Source organism: Streptomyces sp. NPDC018031, from assembly GCF_044327625.1.
In the GTDB taxonomy this organism is placed as follows: Bacteria; Actinomycetota; Actinomycetes; order Streptomycetales; family Streptomycetaceae; genus Streptomyces.
Map to the genome: position 1 here is coordinate 125044 of NZ_JBIRFT010000013.1, position 23960 is coordinate 149003.

The window sequence follows — 23960 nt, forward strand, 5'->3', positions numbered from 1 at the left end:
CCTATCCGGCCCCCGCCCGGCCGCGCCGCCGACCGCGGACCGGCCGGCGTCCGCCGGGACCGGACGTCCGCCGCCGGAGCCGTCCGCCGGGACCGGGGCCGTCCGCCGCGCGCACGCCGTCCGCCGCCGCACGCCGGAGGAACGCCCGGCCCCGGCCCGCCGTCAGCGGGCCGGGGTCGCCGAGAGCGGCGCGGCGACGTCCTCCAGCGACCGGCGCTCGGCCGGGACCGCGAGCGCCGCGGCCACCAGGCCCGCCAGGCACATCAGCACCGCCCCGATCCGGAAGGCCAGCACGGTGTCGCCCACCACCCCGGACTCGGTCAGTTCCGCGAAGATCAGCGGCCCGCTGATGCCGCCGGCGGCCGTGCCCACCGCGTAGAAGAACGCGATGGCCATCGCCCGGGTCTCCATGGGGAAGACCTCGCTCACCGTCAGATAGGCCGAACTGGCGCCCGCGGACGCGAAGAAGAGCACCGCCACCCAGCAGCCGGTGAGGGTGTACGCGGTGAGGTGGCCGGCGCCGAACAGCCAGGCGGTGATCAGCAGCAGGCAGCCCGAGAGCAGATAGGTCCCGGAGATCATCACGCGGCGGCCGACGGTGTCGAACAACGGGCCCAGCAGGAGCGGCCCGAGGAAGTTCCCGGCGGCGATCACGGCGAAGAAGTAGCCGGTCCGCCCCGCGGAGACGTCGAAGAAGGTGGTGAGGATCGTCCCGAAGCCGAAGGTGATGGCGTTGTACAGGAAGGCCTGGCCGATGAAGAGCGCCAGCCCCAGGAAGGCGCGCCGGCGGTAGGTCGCGAACACCGTCCGGGCCACGGTGCCGAACCCGATGTCCCCGCGGCGGCGGATGGTCATGCTCCCCTCCGCCGGCGGCAGCGGTGCGCCGGTGCCCCTGGCCACCTGCTCCTCGATGTCGTCGACGAGTTCCTCGGCCTCCCGGTCCCGGCCGTGGATGAACAGCCAGCGCGGGCTCTCCGGCACGTTCCGGCGGACCAGCAGGATCGCCAGCCCGAGCACCAGGCCGAACGCGAACGTCAGCCGCCACCCCACGTCGGCGGCGAACAGCGAGGTGTCGAGCATCGGCACGGACAGCAGCGAGCCGCCCACCGCCCCCAGCCAGAAACTGCCGTTGATGATCAGGTCGACCCGGCCCCGGTACCGGGAGGGGATCAGCTCGTCGACGGCGGAGTTGATCGCCGCGTACTCGCCTCCGATACCGAAACCGGTGAGGAACCGGAAGAGGAAGAACCACCAGCTGGTGAACGACACCGCGGTGAGCGCCGTCGCGCCCAGGTAGACCGCCAGGGTGAGCATGAACAGCTTCTTCCGGCCGTACCGTTCGGTGAGCCGGCCGAAGAAGAGCGCGCCGCAGCACGCCCCGGTCACGTACAGGGCCGCGGCCAGGCCGGTGACCTGGGCCGCGGAGATGTCCAGGCCGCTGCCGTCCTCGGAGAGCCGGCCGGCGATGTTGCCGACCAGGGTGACCTCCAGGCCGTCGAGGATCCACACCGTGCCCAGGCCGACGACCACCGTCCAGTGCCAGGGCGACCAGGGGAGCCGGTCCAGGCGCGCGGGTACGTCCGTGGTCACCGCGGCGTCCCGGCGCGCGCCGCCCCCGTCCGTCCCCGCCGCTCCGGTGTCCGCACCCGACGCTCTCGCCGTGGCCATTCCGCACGCTCCTCGGTCTCTCCGGCACGGCGGCCCGCGCCGTGGACTGTTCCGGATGCCCCGGCCGGCGCCCGGCATGCCGCCCTCCCGCCGGTGGGGCGCCGCACGGCCGCCGGCGGTCGCGGCCAGGGGGCGAAACGGGACGGTCGTCCGGCATGCCGGTGGTGTGCCCGGCACCGATCCGGTGGGATAGCCTCGCGTTGCCCGGCGCGGCGATGCGCGTGGTGCGTCCGGGCAGGGGCGGTGGAGCGTCATGGCGGCGCCCTCGTCCATCCCGCCGGGGTGCACGGGCGACCCCGGCCGGACGGGGGAAACGGGCCGGGTGACGAGTACGACGAGGGGAACATGGCTGCCAGCACGGTGGACGACCGGGGTTCCGAGCCGGGGAACGGGGCTCAGGCCCGTCTGGACGAGGCGGGGGAGGCGGAGCTCCGGCAACTGCTGGCCGGTCTCACCTCGGTACGTGACGGCGACTTCCGTACCCGGCTGCCGGAGCGGGCGGAGGGGCTGCTCGGGGAGATCGCGACCGTCTTCAACGGCATGGTGGACCAACTCTCCCTGTTCACCTCCGAGGTGACCCGGGTGGCCCGCGAGGTGGGCAGCGAGGGGATGCTGGGCGGCCAGGCGCGGGTGCCGGGCGTGTCGGGCTCCTGGGCCGACCTGACCGACTCGGTGAACGCCATGGCGGGCAACCTCACCACGCAGGTCCGCGACATCGCGCAGGTGGCCACCGCGGTGGCGCGCGGCGACCTGTCGCAGAAGGTCGACGTGGACGCGCGGGGCGAGATCCTGAAGCTGAAGAACACCATCAACACGATGGTCGACCAGCTCTCGGCCTTCGCCGACGAGGTGACCCGGGTGGCCCGCGAGGTCGGCACCGAGGGCATGCTCGGTGGGCAGGCGAACGTCCGTGGTGTCTCGGGCACCTGGCGGGACCTCACCGACTCGGTCAACTCCATGGCCGGGAACCTGACCGCCCAGGTGCGGTCCATCGCGCAGGTGGCCACCGCGGTGGCCAACGGCGACCTGTCCCGCAAGGTCCGGGTGGACGCGCGGGGCGAGATATTGGAGCTGAAGGAGACCATCAACACGATGGTCGACCAGCTGTCGGCGTTCGCCGACGAGGTGACCCGGGTGGCCCGGGAGGTGGGCACCGAGGGGATACTGGGCGGTCAGGCCAGAGTGCCCAACGTGGCCGGCACCTGGAAGGACCTGACGGACAACGTCAACTCCATGGCCAACAACCTCACCGGCCAGGTCCGCAACATCGCGCAGGTGACCACCGCGGTGGCCAACGGCGACCTGTCCCGGAAGATCGACGTGGACGCGCGCGGCGAGATCCTGGAGCTGAAGACGACCATCAACACGATGGTCGACCAGCTCTCCTCGTTCGCCGCCGAGGTCACCCGGGTGGCCCGCGAGGTCGGCAGCGAGGGGCGCCTCGGCGGCCAGGCCGAGGTCGACGGGGTCTCCGGCATGTGGAAGCGGCTGACGGAGAACGTGAACGAGCTGGCGGGCAACCTCACCCGCCAGGTGCGGGCCATCGGCGAGGTCGCCAGCGCGGTCGCCGAGGGCGACCTCACCCGCTCGGTCAGCGTGGAGGCCTCCGGCGAGGTGGCCCAGCTCAAGGACAACATCAACGCCATGGTGGAGTCCCTGCGGGAGACCACCCGCGCCAACCGCGAACAGGACTGGCTGAAGTCCAACCTGGCCCGCGTCTCCGGCCTGATGCAGGGGCACCGCGACCTGGCGGTCGTGGCGGAGCTGGTCATGGAGGAGCTGACCCCGCTGGTCGAGGCGCAGTACGGGGCGTTCTACCTGGCCGAGGACGGCGCCCGGGGCCCGGAACTGGCGCTGGTCGGCTCGTACGGCTACCCCGCCGCCGACGACCGGCCCACCCGGTTCCCGGTCGGGCGCTCCCTGGTGGGCCAGGCGGCACGGAGCCGGCGGACCATCGCGGTGGAGGGGCTGCCGGACGACTACGTCACCATCTCCTCCGGCCTGGGCAGCGCGGTCCCGGCGGCCCTGCTGGTGCTGCCCATCGTGGCGGAGGACCAGGTGCTCGGGGTGATCGAGCTGGGGTCGGTGACCCGGTTCACCCAGATCCACCGGGACTTCCTGGACCAGGTGATGGAGACGATCGGGGTGAACGTCAACACCATCGTCGCCAACGCGCGCACCGACGAGCTGCTGGAGGAGTCCCAGCGGCTCACCGCCGAACTGCGCGAACGCTCCGAGGAACTCCAGTCCCAGCAGGAGGAGCTGCAGCGGTCCAACGCCGAACTGGCGGAGAAGGCGGCGCTGCTGGCGGACCAGAACCGCGACATCGAGAACAAGAACCTGGAGATCGAGCAGGCCCGGCAGGAGCTGGAGACCCGGGCCCAGCAGCTGTCGCTGGCCTCGAAGTACAAGTCGGAGTTCCTGGCCAACATGAGCCACGAACTGCGCACCCCGCTCAACAGCCTGCTCATCCTGGCCCAGCTGCTCGCCCAGAACCCCACCCGCAACCTCTCGCCCAAGCAGGTGGAGTACGCGGGGATCATCCACTCGGCGGGGTCGGACCTGCTGCAACTGATCAACGACATCCTCGACCTGTCGAAGGTCGAGGCGGGCAAGATGGACGTCAACCCCGAGCGGGTGTCGCTGCGCCGGCTGCTCGACTACGTCGAGGCCACCTTCCGGCCGATGACGACGCAGAAGAGCCTGGAGTTCCGGATCTCCACCGCCACCGGCGTCCCGGTGGACCTGCTCACCGACGACTCACGGCTGCGGCAGGTGCTGCGCAACCTGCTCTCCAACGCGGTGAAGTTCACCGAGCAGGGCGGCGTCGAGCTCTGCATCGAACCGGCGTCGGACGCCGAGCTGCCGGACTCCGTGCACCGGGGCGGTGCGGTGCTGGCCTTCCGGGTGAAGGACACCGGGATCGGTATCCCGGAGGAGCAGCTGGAGACCGTCTTCGGCGCGTTCCAGCAGGCGGACGGCACCACGAACCGCAAGTACGGCGGCACCGGCCTGGGGCTGTCGATCAGCCGGGAGATCGCCTATCTGCTGGGCGGCGCGGTGGCCGCGGAGTCCACCCCCGGCGTCGGCAGCACCTTCACCCTCTACCTGCCCGTCGCCCGCCCCGACTTCCGGCCGCCCGCGGCGCCGGCCGCGCTCCCGGCAGGGGACGAGGACGGGGCGACGGCCGCTGCCGGACCCGCCGCCCCGGCGGTCGGCCCGGCCCGGCCGGAACGGCGCCGGCGGCTGCTGGTCATCGAGGAACGGCCGCGCGGCCTGCTGTCGCTGGTCGCCGAGAGCGCCGCGGGCGACCTCACCGACAGCCGCCACCCGACGGACCCCGGCGTGGCCCTGGAAGTCGTCACCGCCGTCGGGCCGCAGGAGGCCGCCACCGCGCTGGCCAACGAGCCCTGCCACTGCGTGGTGCTGGAGCTGGGCACCGCCGAAGCGCCGGTCCGGAGCTTCCTGGAGGCGATGGACGGCGACTCGGCGCTGCACAACGTGCCGGTACTGGCCCACAGCAGCCGGCCGTTGACCGCCGCCCAGGAGCAGGCGCTGCGGGCGCGCGCCACCGGCCGGCCGCTGGAGCTGCTGTCCAGCCTGGACGAGCTGCGCGAGCGGATCGCACTGCACCTGTCGGCCGACGAGCCCGGCGACGTGCTGCCCCTGGTCCGGCCCGAGGACACCCAGCAGCCGATGGCGCAGCCGGACGGGGTGCTCGCCGGACGGACCGCGCTCGTGGTGGACGACGACGCCCGCAACGTCTATGCGCTCACCGGGATACTGGAACTGCACGGCATGCGGGTGCTGATCGCCGAGAACGGCCGCGAGGGCATCGACATGCTCAACGCCGCGTCGGGCGTGGACGTGGTGCTGATGGACGTGATGATGCCGGAGATGGACGGCTACGCGGCCACCGCCGCCATCCGCGCGCTGCCGCGGTTCGCCGACCTGCCCATCATCGCGGTGACGGCCAAGGCCATGCCGGGCGACCGGGAGAAGAGCCTGGCGTCCGGGGCCAGCGACTACATCACCAAGCCGGTGGACGCCGACGAGCTGATCGCGTGCGTCCGGCGGTGGCTGGACGGATAGCGGGTAGACGGCGGATGACGGGAAAAACGCCCGGTTCCGCGACCGGCCGTTCGAGCGATCCCGCGAGGAGCAGTGCAGTGGAGTACCCCCAGCCGCAGGAGAGGCAGGCCCGCAGCGAACCGCCGGCCGCCCCGGCCGCGGGACCGGACGGGACGGCAGTGCCCGCGGCCCGGCTGCCGGAGCCCGGCACCGTCCCCGCCGAGCCGTCCGCCGAGCCGTCCGCCGAGCCGTCCGCCGAGCCGTCCGGCGAGACGACCGCCGGGCTGTCCGGCGGGCCGTCCGGGCCCGCGGCACAGGAACCCGCCCGCAGGCCACCGGAGTCGGAGGAGACCGGCATCGGCCGGCTGGCCGCCACCGTGGACCGGCTCCGGCGCGAGGTGCGGCAGGCCCACGCGGCGGCCGACGGCCGGGGGCTGGTGGAGATGGCCAAGGGCGTGCTGGTGGAGCGGCTGCACTGCGGCCCTGCCGAAGCGGCACGGCAGCTGGCCGCCCTCGCCGACGGCGTGGGCCTGACCCAGCTGGAACTCGCCGCGGACATCGTCAACCAGGCGTCCCACGACCGGCTCGCCGAGGCGGCCGGGGACTTCCTGGCGCAGGTGACCGCCGACCGGACGGAAGCCCTGGCGAACGGCGCGTCCGCGGAGCCGGGGCCGGCCGCCGGACCCGGACTGCCGTCGGTGGCGGTACGGCTGCGCACCGCGGAGAGCGGCGCGCTGGCCGCCGACGACACCCAGGCGGTCGCCGAGTCGATCCTGGAGCACGCGCTCGCCCCGCTGGGCGCCACCGCGGTGGCCGTCTGGGCGGCCGGTGCGGACTCCTCCCTGACCCTGGCCGGCTGCGCCGGGTTCTCCGCGGAGGAGGCGGCCCGCTGGCACTACGTTCCGCCCGGGGTGGCGACCGTGGCCCGCCGGGCGCTCAGCGAACTGCGCCTGATCCGGCTGGACAGCCTCTCCCGCACCGGCCTGCCGACCATCGGCTACCGGCAGTTCCCCGACGGCGGCCGGGTGGCGGTCCCGGCCGGGGCCGGCGGCCGGATCACCGGCGTGCTGGAGATCGGCTGGGCACGCCCGCTGCCGCCGCAGCCGCCGCAGGTCGACCGGCAGGTGGAGGCGCTGGCCGAACTGTGCGCCCACACCCTGGAGGACCATCCGGTGCCGCTCGCCGGTGCGGTGCGGGCACCGGACCGCGACCTGGCGGAGCTGGTGGCCCTCGCCGACGGCCTGCACGACCCGGCGCTGGTGCTCCGGCCCGAGCTGGACCCGGACGGGCGGCTCACCGACTTCCGTATCCGCCACGCCAACAGCATGTTCGTCGACCCGGTCGGGCGCCCCCGGGCGGCCGTGGCCGGGGCGCTGCTGCTGGAGGCCTACCCGATGAGCGCCGACGACAGCGGCCTGTTCGAGAAGGTGCAGCGGGTGCACGCCACCGGAGAGCCGTTCCGCGCGGAGCGGATGCCGCTGACCGCGCTGGTCGGACAGGTTCCGGTGACCGCCGTCACCGGGGTCAGCATCAGCCGCCACGGCGACGCGGTGCTGCTGATATGGCGGATCGAGGACGAGGCCGCGCGACTGGCGAGCCTGCTCCAGCACGCCCAGCGGCTGGGCCGCATCGGTGGTTTCGAGGAACACCTGCGGACCGGCGAGATCGTCTGGAACAGCCAGCTGTTCCACCTCTACGGGCTGCCGCCCACCGCCACCCCGGTGCCGCTGGAGCAGCTGCCCGGCCACGCCCACCCCGACGACTCGGCGGCCATCCGCCGCTTCCTGCGGACGCTGCTGCACCACCGCCGCCCCGCCTCCGCGGCCCTGCGGCTGCGGCGGCCGGACGGAGTCACCCGCCACATCCGCATCGTCGCCGAGCCGGTACTCGCGGACGGGGGCGTCCTGACCGCGGTACGCGGTGCCTACCAGGACGTCTCCTCCCAGCACTGGACGGAGGTGGCGCTGGCGGTCACCCGCGACCAGCTGGCGCACACCGAGGCGCGGGCCGCCGAACGGAACCGGCTGGCCCTGCAGTTGCAGCACGCCATCATGCCGCCGGCCCGCGGCCCGATCCTGGCCCCGAACCTGCGGGTGGCGGTCCGCTACCGGCCCGCGGAGACCGACCACCTGGTGGGCGGCGACTGGTACGACGCGGTCGTCCTCCCCTCCGAGCAGGTGCTGCTGTGCGTCGGCGACGTGGCGGGGCACGGGATCGAGGCGGCGACCAGCATGGTGGTGCTGCGCAACGCGCTGCGCGGCCTGGCCGTCACCGGGGCCGGCCCGGGGCAGCTGCTGACCTGGCTCAACACCGTGGCGCACTATCTGACCTCGCAGATCACCGCCACCGCGGTGTGCGGCCTGTTCGACCCCGCGACCCGGACCCTGCGCTGGGCGCGCGCCGGTCATCTGCCGCCGGTGCTGGTCCGGGACGGCGAGGCCGCCGCACTGCCGCTGCCCCCGGGCATCCTGCTCGGCGCGGTGCCGGAAGCCCACTACGAGGAGCACCGGCTGCGCCTCGACGGGCGGGACCGGCTGCTGATGTATACCGACGGCCTGGTCGAGCGCCGGGACCGTTCGGTGGAGCACTCCCTGGGCCAACTGGTCGGCACGGCCGGGAGCCAGACGGGCGACCTGGACTCCTACCTCAACCGGCTGCTCACCCACAGCCGGTCCGACACCGACGACGACACCTGCCTCATCGGTATCGAGCTGCGCTGATCGGCACCGGGCCGGCTGCGCGCATCGGCATCGGCTCCTCGGCACCGGGCCGTGCGGCGTCGCCTCATCGGCGCGCCGGGCCGAGCGATTCGCGGCAGCGGGCCGTGCGGGTGCGCGGGCCGGGCGTCCCACGGCCCGGGTGGCGCGGCCGGACGGCGGCATGACGTGCGGCCCCGGGCAGACGGCGTCCGTCCCGCCCGGAGGGGAAGACTCCGGGCGGGACGGACGGGGCCGGCGGGGCCGGGGGCCGCTCGCCGGCGGGCCGATCGGTGGCCGGCCGGCTCAGGCGGTGCTCAGCAGCCCGGCCCGCAGCCGGGCCAGGATGCCGGAGAGCAGCCGCGAGACGTGCATCTGGGAGACGCCCAGCTCCTGGCCGATCTGCGACTGGGTCAACTCCTCGGAGAACCGGAGCTGCAGAATCCTCCGGTCCCGGTCGCTCAGCTGGGCGATGAGCGGGGCGAGCGCGTGGAAGTTCTCCATCAGGTCGAGCGCCGGGTCCTCCTCGCCGATGAAGTCGACCAGCGCCGCCTCACCGTCCTTGTCGCCCTCGCCGCCCACCACGGCTTCCAGGGAAGCGGTGTTGTAGCCGTTGGCCGCCACCCGGGCCTCGATGACCTCCTCCTCCGTGAGGTTCATCAGCTCCGCCAGCTCACCGACCCGCGGCGACCGACCGAGCCGGTTGGTCAGCTCCTCCGTCGCCTTCGCCAGTTCCACCCGGGCCTCCTGCAGGCGCCGGGGAACGTGCACGGCCCAGGTGGTGTCGCGGAAGAACCGCTTCATCTCACCCACGATGCAGGGCACGGCGAAGGTGACGAACTCCACGTTCCGGGAGAGCTCGAACCGGTCGATGGCCTTGATGAGCCCGATCATCCCGACCTGGACGACGTCCTCCATCTCCTCGGCCCGGCCGCGGAAACGTCCCGCCGCGTACCTCACCAGCGACATGTTCATCTCGATGAGGGTGTTGCGCACGTACTGGTACTCCGGGGTGCCCTCCTCCAGCACGGCCAGCCGCTGGAAGAACACCTTCGACAGGGCGCGGGCGTCCTGGGGGGACATGTTCCGCGGATCGGTGACCTCGGAGGGGGCCGGGGAGCCGGACGAACAGGTACCGCTCTCCCTCGGCGGCTCGCTCCACTCTGCCTCTCCGGTGGTCGTGGTCTGCGCAGCGACTGCCGTGGTCACGGTGAAACCCCTCCTACACTCGAGTGACGCCACCCGCACCCTCTCCTGCGGGTAAGGGGCCGCTGCCCGCTCTTTCCGGAATCATGCGTGTGTCTTCGGCCATGGTCCGGTTACGATTCGGCCGCAGTCACCCTTTGCCGGTCCCTGGCCGAGTGCCTAGGGTTGCTTCAGCGCCAGGTACGGTCGGCCCTGCTGCGGTGGCCGGCGGGCGAGGTTTAGGGACGCGATGGCGGCTCGGTCCGGCCGGGGCCGCTGCTGAGCGGGACACAGCACGGCCGGGCCCACGGGGGTACGGAAATGGCGACCACCGGGTCACAACGGGTCGGGGACACCCTGCCCCGGTCCGCGGCGGACGCGAGGGACACGGTCAGCCGGCTGCTGCGCGACCAGCTCCGTCCGGTGCCCGACACGGCGATCACCGACGCGCTGCTGGTGACCTCGGAGCTGGTCACCAACGCCATCCGGCACGCCGGCGGCGTCACCGGCTACCACACGGCCGTCCTCGACGGCCGGGTGGTGATCACCGTGGAGGACGCCGAGGACGCGCTGCCCCGCCTCACCCGGGACTCCGCGGCGCCGCTGCCGGGCGGCCACGGCTGGCCGATGGTGTGCCACCTCGCCTGCCAGGTCCAGGTGGTCCCGCTCCCCGGCGGCGGGAAGCGCATCACGGCGGCCGTGGTCCTGCACTGACCCGCCGCCGGAGCCGTTCCGGTCACGGCTCGCTCCGGTGGCCGGACGTCTCTCGCGGGGCCGCGGACGCTCTCGCCGATCCGCCGGACGGGGGGCGGGCGCGCGCGGCCGTGTTCGCCCGGACGGTCGTCGACCCGCCCTGGGGCCTGCGGTTCGTCCCGGACCGGGCGAGCGAACGGCCGCTGCCGGACCTGGTGGCGGCACAGGCATGACGGGACGCACCGGGCCGGCAGGTGGTGCTGGACCGCCTGCCGGACCTGGTGCCGGCGTCCACCCTGCGCGCCTGGTTCGACCACCCGCGGCCTCCTGCCCCCGCCCGGCCCCGCCCGACACCGGTCGCACCGCCATCGCCGCCGACCCCGCCGCGCACCACGCCGCGGCGTCCCGCGCCTCCCGCGCCGGCGGCTGAGGGCGCGTCCACCGGAGGCCCGCGCCGCCGCACACACGCCCGGCCTTCCCGCAAGGCGATGGCACGGACCTGCCAAGCCCGCCCGGGCCGTTGTCCGCGGTGCCGGACAGGTCCACAGTGGTCCCGACGCGTGGGGAATCAGGGGGACTTGTGTGGATCATCGTCTTCGTCGTGACCGCTGCGGTGGTGGCCATCGCCACCGCACTGCGGATCCAGGCGTACCGGACGCTGCACTTCGGGGCGGCGAAGCCGCGCCCGCCGGGGACTCCGCCCACCGTGTACGAGGTGGCCTACCTGCGGGCGGGGGAGCGGCGGGTGGTGGAGACGGCGCTGGTGGCGCTGCATCTGGCCGGCCGGCTGTCGGTGGTCCGCAGCTACCGGCTGACCATGACCGGCGAGCCGCCACCCGAGGAGGAGATCCAGGCGGACATCGCCGCCCGGCTGGCCACGGCCCGGGACCGGGACGCACGCGAGCTGCGGGATGAGGCGGAGGAGGCCCCGTCCGTCCGCCGGCTCGCCGAACGGCTCGTCCAGGGCGGCCTGACGGTACGGCCCGCCGCCCACCGCGCGGCCCGCAGCGCCGCCGCGAGGCAGCGGTACGCCACGCTCCTCCCGCTCGCCGCCGGGCTGATGGTGGTGGTGCTGGAACTGGCCCGGGACCGGAGCGCGCTGCCGCCGCTGGTGGCCTTCGCGCTGCTGGCGGTGGTGGCCCAACTGGCCGCGGTGTGCACCCCGGTGCCGTTCCACCTGCCGTACACGCACGCCGGCCTGGCGATGCTGGACCTGGTGAACGGGCAGCGGTCCTCCTGGGTGCCGGCACTGGACCCCGGTCTCCGGTGCGGTGAGCGGGAGGCGGGGGTGCTGGCCAGGGTGGCGCGGGACGGGCTGCGGCAGGCACCCGCGGGCTCCGGGCTGCGCAAGGCTCTCGACGGGCCGCCGGTCCGTCCGTCCACCGGCTCGACGAGCTCCTCCGGTCGCTCCTCCTCCGGCCAGGACTCCTCGTCGCGGGCCTCGGACCCGCCCGGCCTGGGCTCCGCCGGCTGCGCGAGCTGCGGCGGCTGCGGAGGCTGCGGCGGCGGGCTGTGACCCGCGGGCGCGCCGGGTCGCCCTGCCCCGAGCGGCCCGAGCGGCCGGTCAGGCCCCGTCGCGCCGGGCCACCAGGGCGATGAGCAGTCCGGGGAAGGCGGCGTCGACCTCGTCGCGGCGCAGCGCGTTCAGGCGGGAGGTGCCGGCGTAGTACTGGCGGATCAGGCCGGCCTCGCGCAGGACGTGGAAGTGGTGGGTGGCGGTGGACTTGCTGACCGGCAGGTCGATCGCGCCGCAGGCGAGGTCCTCTCCGGCGGCGTACAGCTCGCTGACGATGTGCCGGCGCACCGGGTCGACCAGCGCCTCCAGTACCTGCTGCAGGCTGATCGTCCGGACGTCCGGGTGCGGCGGGACGCGGTCCCGTCCCGTGCGCCGTGCTGCCGTCATCGTCATCGACCTCCCGCCCGCATCGTACGACACCCGTCGAAGTATGGCACCGATCGAAGTATGACGACCATCAAAGTTTGACAGTCGTCGCACCTTCCGCTTGAGTGTGGCGCGGCGGCGCGCCCTCCGCGCCGCGGTCACCGGTCGAAGGGGGATGCGCGATGGTCAGGACGGTACGGTTCCACGAGGTGGGCGGGCCGGAGGTGCTGCGGCTGGAGGACGTGGACCTCGCCCGGCCCGGACCCGGCGAGCTGCTCGTCCGGATCGACGCGATCGGCCTCAACCGCGCCGAGGCGCTGTTCCGCGGCGGCCACTACATCGAGCCGGTCAAGGCGTTCCCGGCGCGGCTCGGGGCGGAGGCCGCCGGAGTGGTCGAATCCGTCGGCGCCGGGGTGACGGGGTTCGAGCCCGGTCGGCCGGTCAGCGTGCTGCCCGCGTTCTCCATGAACGACTACGGGGTCTACGCCGAGCGCGCCGTCGTCCCCGCCGCCGCGGTGCTGGACCGCCCCGACGGCCTCGACGCGGTCGGCGGCGCGGCGGTGTGGATGCCCTATCTGACCGCCTACGGGGCGCTGGTGGAGGTCGGGGGGATGCGCGCCGGGGACACCGTGGTGCTGACCGCCGCCTCCAGCAGCGTGGGTCTGGCCGCCATCCGGATCGCCCGCCGCGTCGGAGCGGTGCCCATCGCCACCACGCGCACCGCCGCCAAGAAGGAGGCGCTGCTGCGGGCGGGGGCGGCCGAGGTGGTCGTCACCGACGAGGAGGACACCGCCGCGAGGGTGCTCGGCCTGACCGGGGGCCGGGGCGCGGAGTTCGTCTTCGACGCCGTCGCCGGCCCCGGGGTGGTGGGCCTGGCCAAGGCGGTCGCCCCCGGCGGGACGCTCTTCGTGTACGGGGCGCTGAGCGGCGAGGTCACCCCGTATCCGGGATTCGAACTCGGCATGCCCGCGCTGAACATGCGCACCTACACCGTGCACGAGATCACCACCGACCCCGAGCGGCTGCGCCGCGCGGCGGCCTTCGTCACCTCCGGCCTGCGCAGTGGGGACTTCGCCCCGGTGGTGGACCGCACCTTCGAGCTGGCGGAGATGGCCGAGGCACACCGCTACCTGGAGGCCGGCGCCCAGGTCGGCAAGATCGTCGTCACCGTCGACCACTGAGCCCGGCCGGCGGCCCGCCGGCCCACCGCCCGCCCTCGGGGCGAGCCCGCCCGGCCCCGCCCGGCGATCCCGGCCGGGGCCGCCGGGTGGGCCGGAGACCGTCCGACGCGTCGAGGTGGCGCCGGCACGGCGTCAGGTGCGCCGGAGGCCCCGGCGACCCGTCCGCACCGGGCCCGCACCCGGGGCCCCGACCCGGACTCGCACCCGGACCGCACGCACCCGGGCCCCCGCCCGGGGCCGGCGGGTCAGTCGGAGCGCCAGCGGGCCATCGCGAACGAGTACAGGCCGAAGGTGACCAGCCCCGCGCCGACGAGCGCCAGCAGCCACGGGCCGGCCGGGGTGCCGCGGAAGGCGCGGAGGGTGTCGTCCAGGCCCCGGGCCCGGTCCGCGTCGTAGGTCACGGCGGCCCGCACCGCGAACGCTCCCGCGGTGGCGAACACCGCCCCGCGGCTGATGCCCCCGACGACCCCCAGGGCCAGCACCGCCCGCCGGGTGGCCCGGGACATCCGGCCGGTCCGCAGCTTCTTGCGGTCCTTGCGGAGCGCCGCCCGCACCCCGATCCAGCCGCCCGCCACGATCAGCGCGCCGCCCCCGGCCGCCACCAGCCACGGCCCCAGCGGCAGATCCAGCACGCGGGCGGTGAGGTCCTTGGACTGGTGGTCGCTGGAGCCGCCGGCCCCGCTCCCGCCCTGGTCGCCGCGGTGGGCCGCGAAGCCGAGGACGGAGTAGGCGACCGTACCGTAGAAGACGCTCCGGGCGGCGGCCGCCAGACGCGCGGTCCGCTTCTTCCCCGGCTCCCGCCAGGTCGCCTGGGCGAGCCGCCACAGCGCCATCCCGGCCAGGCCGAACCCCAGCAGCCACAGCAGCGCGCCGCCGAACGGGCGCTCGGCGATCTGCTCCACCGCCCCGCTCCGGTCGGCCTGTGCCGAGGTGCCGCCGAAGGCGATCCGTACCGCGAGCAGACCCACCAGCAGGTAGATCACGCCACGCGCGACCAGACCGCCGCGCCCGGCGGCCTCGACCGCCTCGCTGCGCGCCGCCGCGCGCCCCGCCGATCTCGCTCTTCCCGACACCCGCACTGTGACCTCCCGGCTTCCGACGGCCACCCGTCTGCCCGGCCGGGAACGCCGGGAAACGCCCGCCGCCGGCGCCCGGCCATGGAAGCCGCGGGCCGGGGCAGACGACAAGAAACGATCTTGACGTCGTCAGTGAGGGGGTGCCGCCCATGGCCGTTCCCGGCCGCCGGCCGCGCGAGGAACGCCGTCCGTACGCCTTCGGCATACGGCAGTTGTCACTCGGCTTCGGGCTGCTCGCCATCGTGCTCTGCGGGGCGGGCCTGATGCTCCGGGAGGCGGCCCGGGCAGCCGAGGCCCGCCCGGTCGCCGCCCTGCTGCTGGGGCTGCTGGCGCTGCCGGCCGCCGCGGCGATCGGCCGCCGGCGCCGGACCGTGGCCGCCCACCCCGCCGTCCCGCCGCCCGCCGTCCCGGTGCCGGACGCGGTCCCCACCCCGGCCGCCGTCCCGGCCGCCACCGGGCCGGACCCGGGCCCCGGGGCCGTCCAGGAGGTCCCGGCCGACTTCTCGGAGATGGATGCCGGGGAGTTCGAGCAGGCGGTGGCGGGCCTGTGCGAACGGGACGGGTGCCGGGACGTCCGGGTGCCGGGCGGCGCGGGCGACCTCGGCGCCGACGTCCTGGCCACCACCCCGGACGGGCGGCGGCTGGTCATCCAGTGCAAGGCCTACGGACCCGGCCACAAGGTCGGCTCGCCGGACCTGCAACGCTTCGGCGGGACGTGCTTCGCCGTCCACGACGCGCACGCCGCCGTGCTGGTGACCACCAGTGAGTTCACCGACCCCGCCGCCGAGTACGCCGCGCAGTGCGGCATCGACTGCTTCGACGGACGGGCGCTCACCGAATGGGCGCGCCGCACCGGCCCGCCCCCGTGGGCGCAGCCCGGGTGACCGGCGCCGGTGCCGGCCGACTCCGGCGCGGTACCGCCGGCGGACGGCACCGCCTCCTCGAAAGGGCGAGCCGTCATGGCGCCCGATGGGGCGACACCCGTGGCGGCTCCTGGCATCGGCGGCCGGATCGTGTTCGGCTGGGCCCTCCGCGGCACGCCGCCGGGCCGGCCGTCCGAAGGAGGACCGACGATGACCGATCAGCGGCACCGGGTGCCCGACGCCGTCGTCGTGGGCGCCGGGCTCGCCGGCCTCGCCTGCGCCCACGATCTGAGCCGGGCCGGTCTCGCCGTGGAACTGCTGGAGGCATCCGACGGGGTGGGCGGCCGGATGCGCACCGACCACCGGGACGGGTTCCGGCTGGATCGCGGCTTCCAGGTCTTCAACACCTCCTATCCGCAGGTCAAACGGCGTCTGCCGCTGCGCGAGCTGCGCCTGCGGCCGTTCACGCCCGGCGTCCTCGTCCACACCCCGAACGGGCCGCTGCGCCTCACCGACCCCACCCGCCGCCCGCGGTCGGCCACCGCCCTGCTGCCCGGGCGGGCGCTGTCCGCACGCGACCTCGCCGCGCTCGCCGCCCTCACCGCCCGCGACACCCTGCTGCCGGCCGGGTGGCTCAAGCGGGGACCGGACCGGACCACCTCGGCCGCCCTGGCCCGCGCCGGGCTGTCGCCCCGGGTGGTCGAGGAGGTGCTCCGGCCGTTCCTGGCCGGGGTCTTCCTGGAGGACGGCCTGGAGACCTCCGCCCGCTTCTTCCACCTGGTCTGGCGGAGCATGGCCCGGGGCACCCTCTGCCTGCCGGCCACCGGCATCGGCGCGGTCCCGGCCCGGCTCGCCGCCGAGCTGCCCGAGCGGACCCTGCGGCTCCGGACCCCGGTCGCCGCCGTCACCGGCACCGGGGTGCTGCTGGACGACGGAACGGAACGGCCGGCCGCCCGGGTCGTGGTGGCCACCGACGCGGCCACCGCCGCCCGGCTGCTGCCGGGGCTGGCCGTACCGCCGGGCCGGACCGTCACCACCTACTACCACGCGGCCGGCCGGCCCCCGCTCGCCGAACCCACCCTCGTCGTCGACAGCGCCCGCGCGGTCCTCAACACCTGCGTCCTCAGCGAGGTCACGCCCGGCTGCGCACCACCGGGGACCAGCCTGGTCGCCACCTCCGTACTGGGCCCGGACCGGCCGGGCCGGGAGGCGGCCGTCCGCCGGCGGCTCGCCGAGCTGTACCGGACGGACACCGGCGACTGGCGGACCGTCGCCGCCTACACCGTCGAAGGGGCGCTGCCGGTGATGAGCCCGCCGTGGCCACTGAGCCGCACCACCCGGTTCGGGCCCGGCCGGTACGTCTGCGGGGACCACCGGGCCACCGGATCGGTACAGGGGGCCCTCGCCTCCGGCGCCCGGGCCGCGCGCGAGGTGCTGGCCGACCGGGCGGGCGGACCGGCACCCCGGACCACCGGGCGCCTCCGCCCGGGCGGCGCCCGGTGACCCCCGGCCCGGGCCACCGCACGGACCCGACCGGGTCGGCCGGCCCGGCGGGGCGGGCCCGGTGACCCGCCAGGCGCCGCCGGCGGACCGGGCGGCCGACGCCGTCATCGTCGGCGGCGGGGCCGCCGGACTGAGCCTGGCGCACCGGCTCGCCGCCGACGGAACGACCCGGGTGACCGTGGTGGAGGCCCCCGACGGCCCGCTCCGGCCGACCGAGCGCACCTGGTGCCACTGGGACGACGGGCCGGGGGAGTTCGAGGACGCCGTCGTCGCCTCCTGGCCCCGGCTGCGGGTCCGCGGCCCGCACGGGACGGTCGTGGAGACCGGCACCGCGCCACTGCGCTACCGGATGCTCCGCTCCGCCTCCTTCGAACGCCTGGTCCACGCCTACCTGGCGGAGCGCCCGCACGCCCGGCTGGTACGGGCCACCGCGCACACCGTGCGCGACGCGCCGGGCGGCGGAGCGCAGGTGTGCTGCACCACCCCGGACGGACGCCCGCTGACCCTCTCCGGCCGCTACGCCTTCGACTCCCGTCCGCCGCGCCGGCTGCCACCCGCCCGGACCACCCTCCTCCAGCACTTCCGCGGCTGGTTCGTCCGCACCCCGGCGCCCCGCTTCGACCCGGAGGTGGCCGACCTCATGGACTTCCGGGTACCACAGCCGCGGCACGGGCTGGCGTTCGGCTACGTGCTGCCGCTCGCCCCGGACCGGGCGCTGGTGGAGTACACCCAGTTCTCCCGGGCACCGCTGCCCACGGCCGCCTACGAGGACGCCCTCGGCCACTACACCTCCCGGGTGCTGAGGCTCGGCCCGCTCACCGTGGACTCCGCCGAGCAGGGGATCATCCCGATGACCGACGCCCGCTTCCCGCGCCGGACCGGGGCGGCCGTGTTCCGCATCGGCGCGGCCGGCGGCGCCACCCGGCCCGCGACCGGGTACACCTTCGCGGCGGTGCAGCGGCAGAGCCGGGCGATCGCCGCCGCGCTGCGCACCGGCCGGGTGCTGGTGCCGCCGCCGTACGGCCGCCGGGCGCTGGCCATGGACGCCGTCCTGCTGCGGGCGCTGGACACCGGCCGGATCGACGGCCCCCGGTTCTTCACCGACCTCTTCCGGCACGTCCCGGCGGAGCGGCTGCTGCGCTTCCTCGACGGCCGGAGCACGCCGTGGGAGGAGTTCGGCATCGGCCTGCGCACCCCCGTCGGCCCCATGCTGCGCACCGCGGCCGAACTGGCCTTCCTGCCCCGCCGGGCGGCCCCCCAGCCCCCTCAGACCGAGGAGCAGAACTGATGGACCTGTTGCGGGACCACGACCTCGCCCGCGCCTTCGACCACGCCGCCCCCGCCTACGACCGGCTGACCGCGGCCAGCCCGGGCCACCACGCCGAGCTCCGCCGCTCGGCCCGCCGCCTCCGGCTGCCCGACCGGGGCAGCGGCCTGCGGGTACTCGACCTCGGCTGCGGCACCGGGGCCTCCACCGCCGCCCTGCTGCGGGCCGCGCCCCGGGCCCGCATCACGGCCGTCGACGCCTCCGCCGGCATGCTGGCCCGCGCCTCGGCCAAGTCCTGGCCGCCGAACGTCCGCTTCCTGCACCGGACCGCCGAGGGACTGCCCGGCCTCGGCGCCGAAGCCGGCCCCTACGACGCGGTGTTCGGCGCCTGGGTGTTCCGCAACCTCAGCGTCCCGGACGCCGTCCTCGGCGCGGTCCGCGCGCTGCTCCGCCCCGGCGGCCGGCTCGTGGTGCACGAGTACAGCCTGAGCGGCTCGGCCGCGCACCGCGCGCTGTGGACCGCGGTCTGCCGGGGCCTGGTGATCCCGGCCGGCACGCTCACCGGCGACGGCCGCCTCCACCGCCACCTGTGGCGCAGCGTCCTCGACTTCGACACCGCACCGGCCTTCGCCGCCCGGCTCGGCCGCGCCGGGTTCCGCTCCGTGCGCACCCTGCCGGTGGCCGGCTGGCAGACCGGCATCGTGCACACCTTCCTGGCCCGGGCCGGCGCCACGCCCGGGCGCGGGGGCGCGGCATGACGGCCCGCCGGCCGGCCGCCGCCCGCCGCGGCCGCGACCGCAGGGCGGAGGTCCTGCCGCCCGCCCCCGGACGGGACCGGATCACCGGCGAGGCACCGGCCGCCGCCGTCGTCGGCGGCGGGATCGCGGGCCTCGCCGCGGCCACCGCGCTCGCCGAACGCGGCGTCCGGGTGGTGCTGTACGAGAGGGAGCGGATGCTCGGCGGCCGGCTCGCCGGATGGCCCACCCGCCTGGCGGACGGCTCCCCGGTCACGATGAGCCGCGGCTTCCACGCCTTCTTCCGCCAGTACTACAACCTGCGGGGGCTGCTCCGCCGTACCGACCCCGGGCTCGCCCGGCTGGTCCCGCTGCCCGACTACCCGCTGCGCCACCGCGACGGCCTGACCGACCACTTCGCCCGGGTGCCCCGCACGCCCCCGTGGAGCGCGCTCGGGTTCGCCGCGCTCAGCCCGACGTTCGGCCTGCGGGACCTCGCCGCGATGGACCCGCGGGCGGCGCTGCCGCTGTTCGACGTCCGGCTGCCGGAGGTCCACGAACGGTTCGACACCCTCAGCGCCCGGGACCTGCTGCGGCGGATCGGCTTCCCCGAGGCGGCCCGCCACCTGGCGTTCGACGTCTTCTCACGCAGCTTCTTCGCCGATCCGGGCGAGCTGTCCGCCGCCGAACTGCTGACGATGTTCCACATCTACTTCCTGGGCTCGTCCGAAGGGCTCCTCTTCGACGTACCGGACGAACCGTACCCCCGGGCGCTGTGGCAGCCGCTGGCCGGCTACCTGGAACGGCTCGGCGTCCAGGTGCGCACCGGCACACCGGTGCACGCCGTGCACCCGGCGGACGGCGAACTGGTGGTGGAGACCGACGGGGCGGCCCGGCGGTACCGGGCCGCGGTCCTCGCCCTGGACACGGCCGGACTGCGCCGGCTGGTCGCCGCCTCGGGGCGGCTGGGCGACCCGGACTGGCGCGACGGGATCGCCGCTCTGCGCACCGCGCCGCCCTTCCTGGTCTCCCGGCTCTGGCTGGACCGTCCGGTGCGCCCGGACCGGCCCGCGTTCCTGGGCACCAGCGGCTACGGCGACCTCGACAACGTCAGCGTCCTGGACCGCTACGAGGGCGAGGCCGCCCGCTGGGCCGCGCGGACCGGCGGTTCGGTGGTGGAACTGCACGCCTACGCGGTGGACGGGCGGGCCGAGCCGAAGGCGGTGCAACGGCGGCTCGCCGCCCAGCTGGGCGAGGTCTACCCGGAGACCCGGGACGCCCGGACCGTCGACCAGCGCCACGAATGGCGGGCGGACTGCCCGCTGTTCCCGCTCGGCGGGCACACCCGCCGCCCGCCGGTCCGCACCCCGCACCCGCGGGTGATGCTCGCCGGCGACCTGGTCCGCACCGATCTGCCGGTGGCCCTGATGGAGCGTGCGGCCACCACCGGCTTCCTGGCGGCCAACGCCCTGCTGGCCGGCTGGGGGGTCCGCGGGCAGGTGCTGTGGACCGTGCCGGGCGCCGGCCGGTCCCGGCTCCTGCGGGCCCTCGCCGCCTGGGCCGACCGTGGCCGGCCGCCCGCTCAGCCGGGGAAGCGCCCCTCGTCGCGCAGCCGCCACCGCCGCTCGGCATAGGCCAGGTCGTCCCGCCACAACCGGCCGGCCGTCCGCCGCAGCAGCGGGCGCAGCACCGGTGCGGCGGCCCGCGCCAGGGCGAAGCCGGTCCGGCAGGAGGTGGCCACGACCGCCTCGACCACGGCGGTCCGCGGCCGGGCGTGTCCCGGCGGGGTCAGCGGGGTGGCGTGCGTCTCCACCACGGACGCCGCCCCTTCGCCCGAGCGGATGCGCATCACCACGGTACGCGGCCCGGGCGCGGTGAACTCCGCGCGCACCGGCACCACCAGCCGGCCCGCCACCCGGAACGACACGTCGACCACGAGCGCGCCCGCCGCCCCGCGCCGCGGGGCGTCCACCACGCGCAGATCGGTGAACGCGTACGGGTGGAACCAGGCCCCGTGCCAGGGATCGAGCCGGTTGGCGATCACGTCCTCCGGCTCGCACCGCCCCACCGCGGTGAACACCGCGTCCACCGCGGCGCGGGCGCGGGGGCGGGCCGGGACCACGGGCCGCTCCAGTGGCGCGGCACCGCCCACGGCGTCCAGCCGCACCCACACCAGCACCCCGTCGTCGAACGCCGGATACGGCCGCCAGCGCGGGAACGGCCCGGCCGGCAGGGCCAGCCCGTGCCAGTGGCACACGAGAGTGCCGCACACCACCCGGCCCTGCCGCAGCGGAGCCCCCAGGTGCGGGCAGGCCCCGGGGCCGGCCCGCACCTCGCCCGACCCGGTCCGCCACAGCACCACCTCCACCCCGGCCACGGTCGCCCCGTACGGCCGCCCGCCGGCGCCGACGTCCCGGGCCGCGCCGACCACGAACCAGTTGCCGGACGGCTCCGCCGCGGCCCGGGCCAGGGCCTCGGCGATCCGGGCCGGCTTGGCCTCCCGCCAGGTCGGTGCCTGCCGGTGCCACGCCGGCCCGCGGCGTACCCGAAGCGGCGGAGGCCGGCGCCGCCCGCCCGCCGGGCCGTTCACCGGGCACCGTCCCGCCGGGCCGCCGGGCCCGGCCCGGACCTCGCCGGCGGAGTGCGCACCCGGGCGGCCGCGATCCCCGCCAGGCCGGCCGCGGCCGTCACCGCCCGGCGGTGGCGCGGCACCACGCACCGGCGGTGCAGCACCGGGTAGTCGCCGGCGGCGATGGCGTCCAGGATGCCGCCGTACAGCGTGAACGCGGTCCGGATACAGGGCCGCACCCGGGGGTCGAGCATGGCGATGCCCGGCTCCGCCTCCCGGTACACCTCCCGGGTCAGGGCCTCCGCCGTGACCAGGGCGGCGCGCACCCGGGGGTCGCCGCGCCCGGTGCGGCGGCTCCACTGGAGCAGCTCCCGGTCCACCCCGTGGGCGCCGAGCAGGTCGGCCGAGAGGTACACCCGGCCGCGGTCCAGGTCCTCGCCCACGTCCCGCAGGAAGTTGGTCAGCTGGAACGCCACGCCGAGCGCCGCGGCGTGCGGCGCCGCCTCCTCCCGGGGCACCACGGTGCCCAGCACCGGCAGCAGTTGCAGTCCGATGACCGCGGCCGAGCCGTGCATGTACGCCCGCAGGTCCGCGTAGGTCGGATAGTCCGTCACGCTCAGGTCGCTCCGCATCGCCGCCATGAAGTCGGCGAACAGCGCGGGTTCGATGGCGTACCGCTCGGCGGTGTCCGCCACCGCCCGCACCACGGGCTCGTCGCCGCCGCCCGCGCGCAGCCCGTGCGCCAGGTCGTGCTCCAGCAGCCGCAGCCGCCGGTCGCGCTCTTCCGGCGCCTCCCGGCGGTCCAGGTCGTCGACGATGTCGTCCGCCCAGCGGGCGAAGCCGTACAGCGCGTGCACCGCACACCGCCGTTCGAGCGGCAGCAGGCGGGTGGCGAGGAAGTACGTCTTGCCGTGGCGGGAGTTGAGCCGCCGGCACCGGGTGTACGCGGCCCGCAGCTCGGCGCCGGTGATCCCGGCGGCGTCCAGTTCGCGGCGGGTCACCGGGTGAGCTCCGCGGTGCGGGCGCGGCCCGGGGACGGGGCCGCCGCGACCGGCCGGCCGCACCGCGCCCGCCGGTCGCCGCCGGTGATCCGGGCCGCGGCCAGCTTGCCGCTGATCAGTACGGTGGGGACGCCGACCCCCGGGGTCGTCCCGCACCCCGCCAGCACCGCGTTGTCCACCCCGCGCACCAGGTTGCGCGGCCGGAACGGGCCGGTCTGGGCGAAGGTGTGGGACAGCGAGAAGGGGGTGCCCGCCGGATGCCCGCGCGCGGTCCAGTCCACCGGTGTGACCAGCAGCTCCCGGTCGATGGACGCGGCGAAGCCGGGCATGCCCCGGCGTTCCAGCTCGGCCACCAGGCTGTCCCGGTACCGCGGGCCCAGCTCGTGCCAGTCCGCGGCCGGCGGGCCGAGGCCGGTGTTCGGACACGGCGCCAGCACGTAGTGCAGGTGCCGCCCGGCCGGCGCCAGCGCGGGATCGTGCGTGGTCGGCCGGGTGATCAGCAGCGACGGGTCGCTCATCAGCCGCCCGGCGCGGGTCAGTTCCTCGAAGGTGCGCTCCCAGGCGTCGCCGAAGGAGAGCGTGTGGTGCGCGAGCCCGGACCAGGTGCGGTCGGTCCCGGCGTGCAGGACCACCGCCGAGGGCGAGTGGCGCAGCCGCACCGGACGCCGGGGTGCGCGCCCCAGCAGCCGGTGGACGACCGGCAGGTCGGGGGTGAGGACCACCGCGTCGCAGCCGATCCGGTCGCCGGTGGACAGCCGGACCGCCCGCACCCGGGAGCCGGACCGTTCGAGCCCGGTCACCTCGGCCGACCACCGGAACCGGGCGCCCGCGTCCGCCGCCGCGTCCGCCATCGCGCGCGGCAGCGCGTGCATGCCGCCGCGCGGGAAGTGGACGCCCGCCACCGTGTCCATGTAGGCGATGACGGCGTACGCGGCGAGTGCGCGGGCCGGCGCCACCCCCGCGTACAGCGCCTGGAAGGAGAAGACGCGGCGCAGCCGCGGGTCGGCGAGGAAGCTCCCGATCCGCCGGTCCAGCCGCCCGAAGCCGCCGAGCGCGGCCAGCCGCGCGAGGTCCGGCTGGAGGAGACGGAGCGGCGAGTCGAAGTTGGTGTCGATGAAGTGCCGCATCTGCGCCCGGTACAGCCGCCGGAGCCAGTCGCGCAGCCGGCGGTAGCCGTCGGCCTCGGCGGGCCCCGCGAACCGCCGCACCTCCTCCGCCATGGCCTCGGCGTCGGTGTGCACGTCCAGCGACGAACCGTCGGCGAACCGGGCCCGGTAGGCCGGGTGCAGGGCGATCAGCTCCACCCGCCGGTACAGGCTGTCGCCGACCGCGGCGAACGCCTCGTCGGCCAGGTGGGGCATGGTCAGGACCGTGGGTCCGGTGTCCATCCGGTACCCGCCCAGCTCCACCCGCCCGGCGCGGCCGCCGGGCCCGGCGTCCCGTTCCACGACGGTCACCCGTCGCCCCGACCCCAGCAGGTGCAGGGCGGCGGCGAGGCCGGACAGCCCGGCCCCCACCACGACGACGTGCCCGGTCGGGCCGGGGACGGTCCTCACCGGCCCGCTCCGTGC

Annotated in this window: 17 protein-coding genes; 10 read left to right on the forward strand and 7 right to left on the reverse strand. The window is 75.9% G+C overall.

Features of this window, described 5'->3' with window-relative positions; genetic code table 11:
* Positions 1-162: 162 nt before the first annotated feature.
* The gene (locus ACH4B3_RS25345; RefSeq protein WP_398466351.1) at positions 163-1668 is read right to left on the reverse strand and encodes an MFS transporter; all 1506 of its coding nucleotides are present in this window, start codon (positions 1666-1668) and stop codon (positions 163-165) included.
* A 345-nt stretch (positions 1669-2013) separates the two neighbouring features.
* Between ACH4B3_RS25345 and ACH4B3_RS25350 the strand changes: the two genes are divergently transcribed.
* Both ACH4B3_RS25350 and ACH4B3_RS25355 read left to right on the forward strand, forming a co-directional pair.
* A complete protein-coding gene (locus ACH4B3_RS25350; RefSeq protein ID WP_398466352.1) occupies positions 2014-5760 on the forward strand; it encodes a HAMP domain-containing protein in 3747 nt (1248 codons plus the stop codon).
* Positions 5761-5837: 77 nt separating this feature from the next.
* A complete protein-coding gene (locus tag ACH4B3_RS25355) occupies positions 5838-8459 on the forward strand; it encodes a SpoIIE family protein phosphatase (RefSeq protein WP_398466354.1) in 2622 nt (873 codons plus the stop codon).
* A gap of 282 nt (positions 8460-8741) precedes the next feature.
* Here ACH4B3_RS25355 and ACH4B3_RS25360 read toward each other — a convergent pair whose 3' ends face one another.
* A complete protein-coding gene (locus tag ACH4B3_RS25360) occupies positions 8742-9644 on the reverse strand; it encodes an RNA polymerase sigma factor SigF (RefSeq protein WP_398466356.1) in 903 nt (300 codons plus the stop codon).
* A gap of 297 nt (positions 9645-9941) precedes the next feature.
* Here ACH4B3_RS25360 and ACH4B3_RS25365 point away from each other — a divergent pair, with 297 nt between their 5' ends.
* On the forward strand, positions 9942-10334 hold the full coding sequence (locus ACH4B3_RS25365) for an ATP-binding protein (RefSeq protein WP_398466358.1): 393 nt from the start codon (positions 9942-9944) through the stop codon (positions 10332-10334).
* A 580-nt stretch (positions 10335-10914) separates the two neighbouring features.
* Complete coding sequence (locus ACH4B3_RS25370) at positions 10915-11829, forward strand: TIGR04222 domain-containing membrane protein (RefSeq protein WP_398466359.1); 915 nt, start codon at positions 10915-10917, stop codon at positions 11827-11829.
* A gap of 48 nt (positions 11830-11877) precedes the next feature.
* Here ACH4B3_RS25370 and ACH4B3_RS25375 read toward each other — a convergent pair whose 3' ends face one another.
* Complete coding sequence (locus ACH4B3_RS25375) at positions 11878-12216, reverse strand: ArsR/SmtB family transcription factor (protein ID WP_398466361.1); 339 nt, start codon at positions 12214-12216, stop codon at positions 11878-11880.
* 161 nt (positions 12217-12377) lie between these two features.
* Here ACH4B3_RS25375 and ACH4B3_RS25380 point away from each other — a divergent pair, with 161 nt between their 5' ends.
* Entirely contained in the window at positions 12378-13376 is a 999-nt protein-coding gene (locus ACH4B3_RS25380; RefSeq protein WP_398466363.1) for a zinc-dependent alcohol dehydrogenase family protein, read from the forward strand.
* 245 nt (positions 13377-13621) lie between these two features.
* On the opposite strand, the gene ACH4B3_RS25385 is transcribed toward ACH4B3_RS25380, so the two are convergent.
* Entirely contained in the window at positions 13622-14455 is an 834-nt protein-coding gene (locus ACH4B3_RS25385) for a DUF1206 domain-containing protein (RefSeq protein ID WP_398466365.1), read from the reverse strand.
* 146 nt (positions 14456-14601) lie between these two features.
* On the opposite strand from ACH4B3_RS25385, the gene ACH4B3_RS25390 reads away from it, so the two are divergent.
* The 5 genes from ACH4B3_RS25390 (at position 14602) to ACH4B3_RS25410 (ending at position 20453) form a co-directional block, all read left to right on the forward strand.
* Positions 14602-15336 carry a restriction endonuclease gene (locus tag ACH4B3_RS25390; RefSeq protein WP_398466367.1) on the forward strand — a complete coding sequence of 245 codons (735 nt, stop codon included), beginning with the start codon at positions 14602-14604 and terminating at the stop codon, positions 15334-15336.
* 189 nt (positions 15337-15525) lie between these two features.
* Positions 15526-16818, forward strand: coding sequence for an NAD(P)/FAD-dependent oxidoreductase (locus ACH4B3_RS25395; RefSeq protein ID WP_398466369.1), 1293 nt, complete (start codon positions 15526-15528; stop codon positions 16816-16818).
* Between the two features lie 61 nt (positions 16819-16879).
* Complete coding sequence (locus ACH4B3_RS25400; protein ID WP_398466371.1) at positions 16880-18106, forward strand: lycopene cyclase family protein; 1227 nt, start codon at positions 16880-16882, stop codon at positions 18104-18106.
* The gene (locus ACH4B3_RS25405; protein ID WP_398466373.1) at positions 18106-18843 is read left to right on the forward strand and encodes a methyltransferase domain-containing protein; all 738 of its coding nucleotides are present in this window, start codon (positions 18106-18108) and stop codon (positions 18841-18843) included. The genes ACH4B3_RS25400 and ACH4B3_RS25405 overlap by 1 nt, the downstream gene beginning before the upstream one ends.
* Complete coding sequence (locus tag ACH4B3_RS25410) at positions 18840-20453, forward strand: FAD-dependent oxidoreductase (protein ID WP_398466375.1); 1614 nt, start codon at positions 18840-18842, stop codon at positions 20451-20453. Before ACH4B3_RS25405 ends, ACH4B3_RS25410 begins: the two co-directional genes overlap by 4 nt.
* Here the strand turns inward: ACH4B3_RS25410 and ACH4B3_RS25415 are convergent.
* Genes ACH4B3_RS25415 through crtI form a run of 3 tightly spaced genes read right to left on the reverse strand, consistent with a single transcriptional unit; the run spans position 20402 to position 23945 of the window.
* A complete protein-coding gene (locus ACH4B3_RS25415; protein ID WP_398466377.1) occupies positions 20402-21409 on the reverse strand; it encodes a DUF5914 domain-containing protein in 1008 nt (335 codons plus the stop codon). The two genes, ACH4B3_RS25410 and ACH4B3_RS25415, sit on opposite strands and share 52 nt — an antisense overlap.
* Positions 21406-22389 (reverse strand): phytoene/squalene synthase family protein, encoded by a 984-nt coding sequence (locus tag ACH4B3_RS25420; RefSeq protein ID WP_398466379.1) that lies wholly within the window; start codon positions 22387-22389, stop codon positions 21406-21408. Before ACH4B3_RS25420 ends, ACH4B3_RS25415 begins: the two co-directional genes overlap by 4 nt.
* Positions 22386-23945 carry a phytoene desaturase family protein gene (gene crtI, locus ACH4B3_RS25425; protein ID WP_398466381.1) on the reverse strand — a complete coding sequence of 520 codons (1560 nt, stop codon included), beginning with the start codon at positions 23943-23945 and terminating at the stop codon, positions 22386-22388. The genes ACH4B3_RS25420 and crtI overlap by 4 nt, the downstream gene beginning before the upstream one ends.
* Positions 23946-23960: the final 15 nt, after the last annotated feature.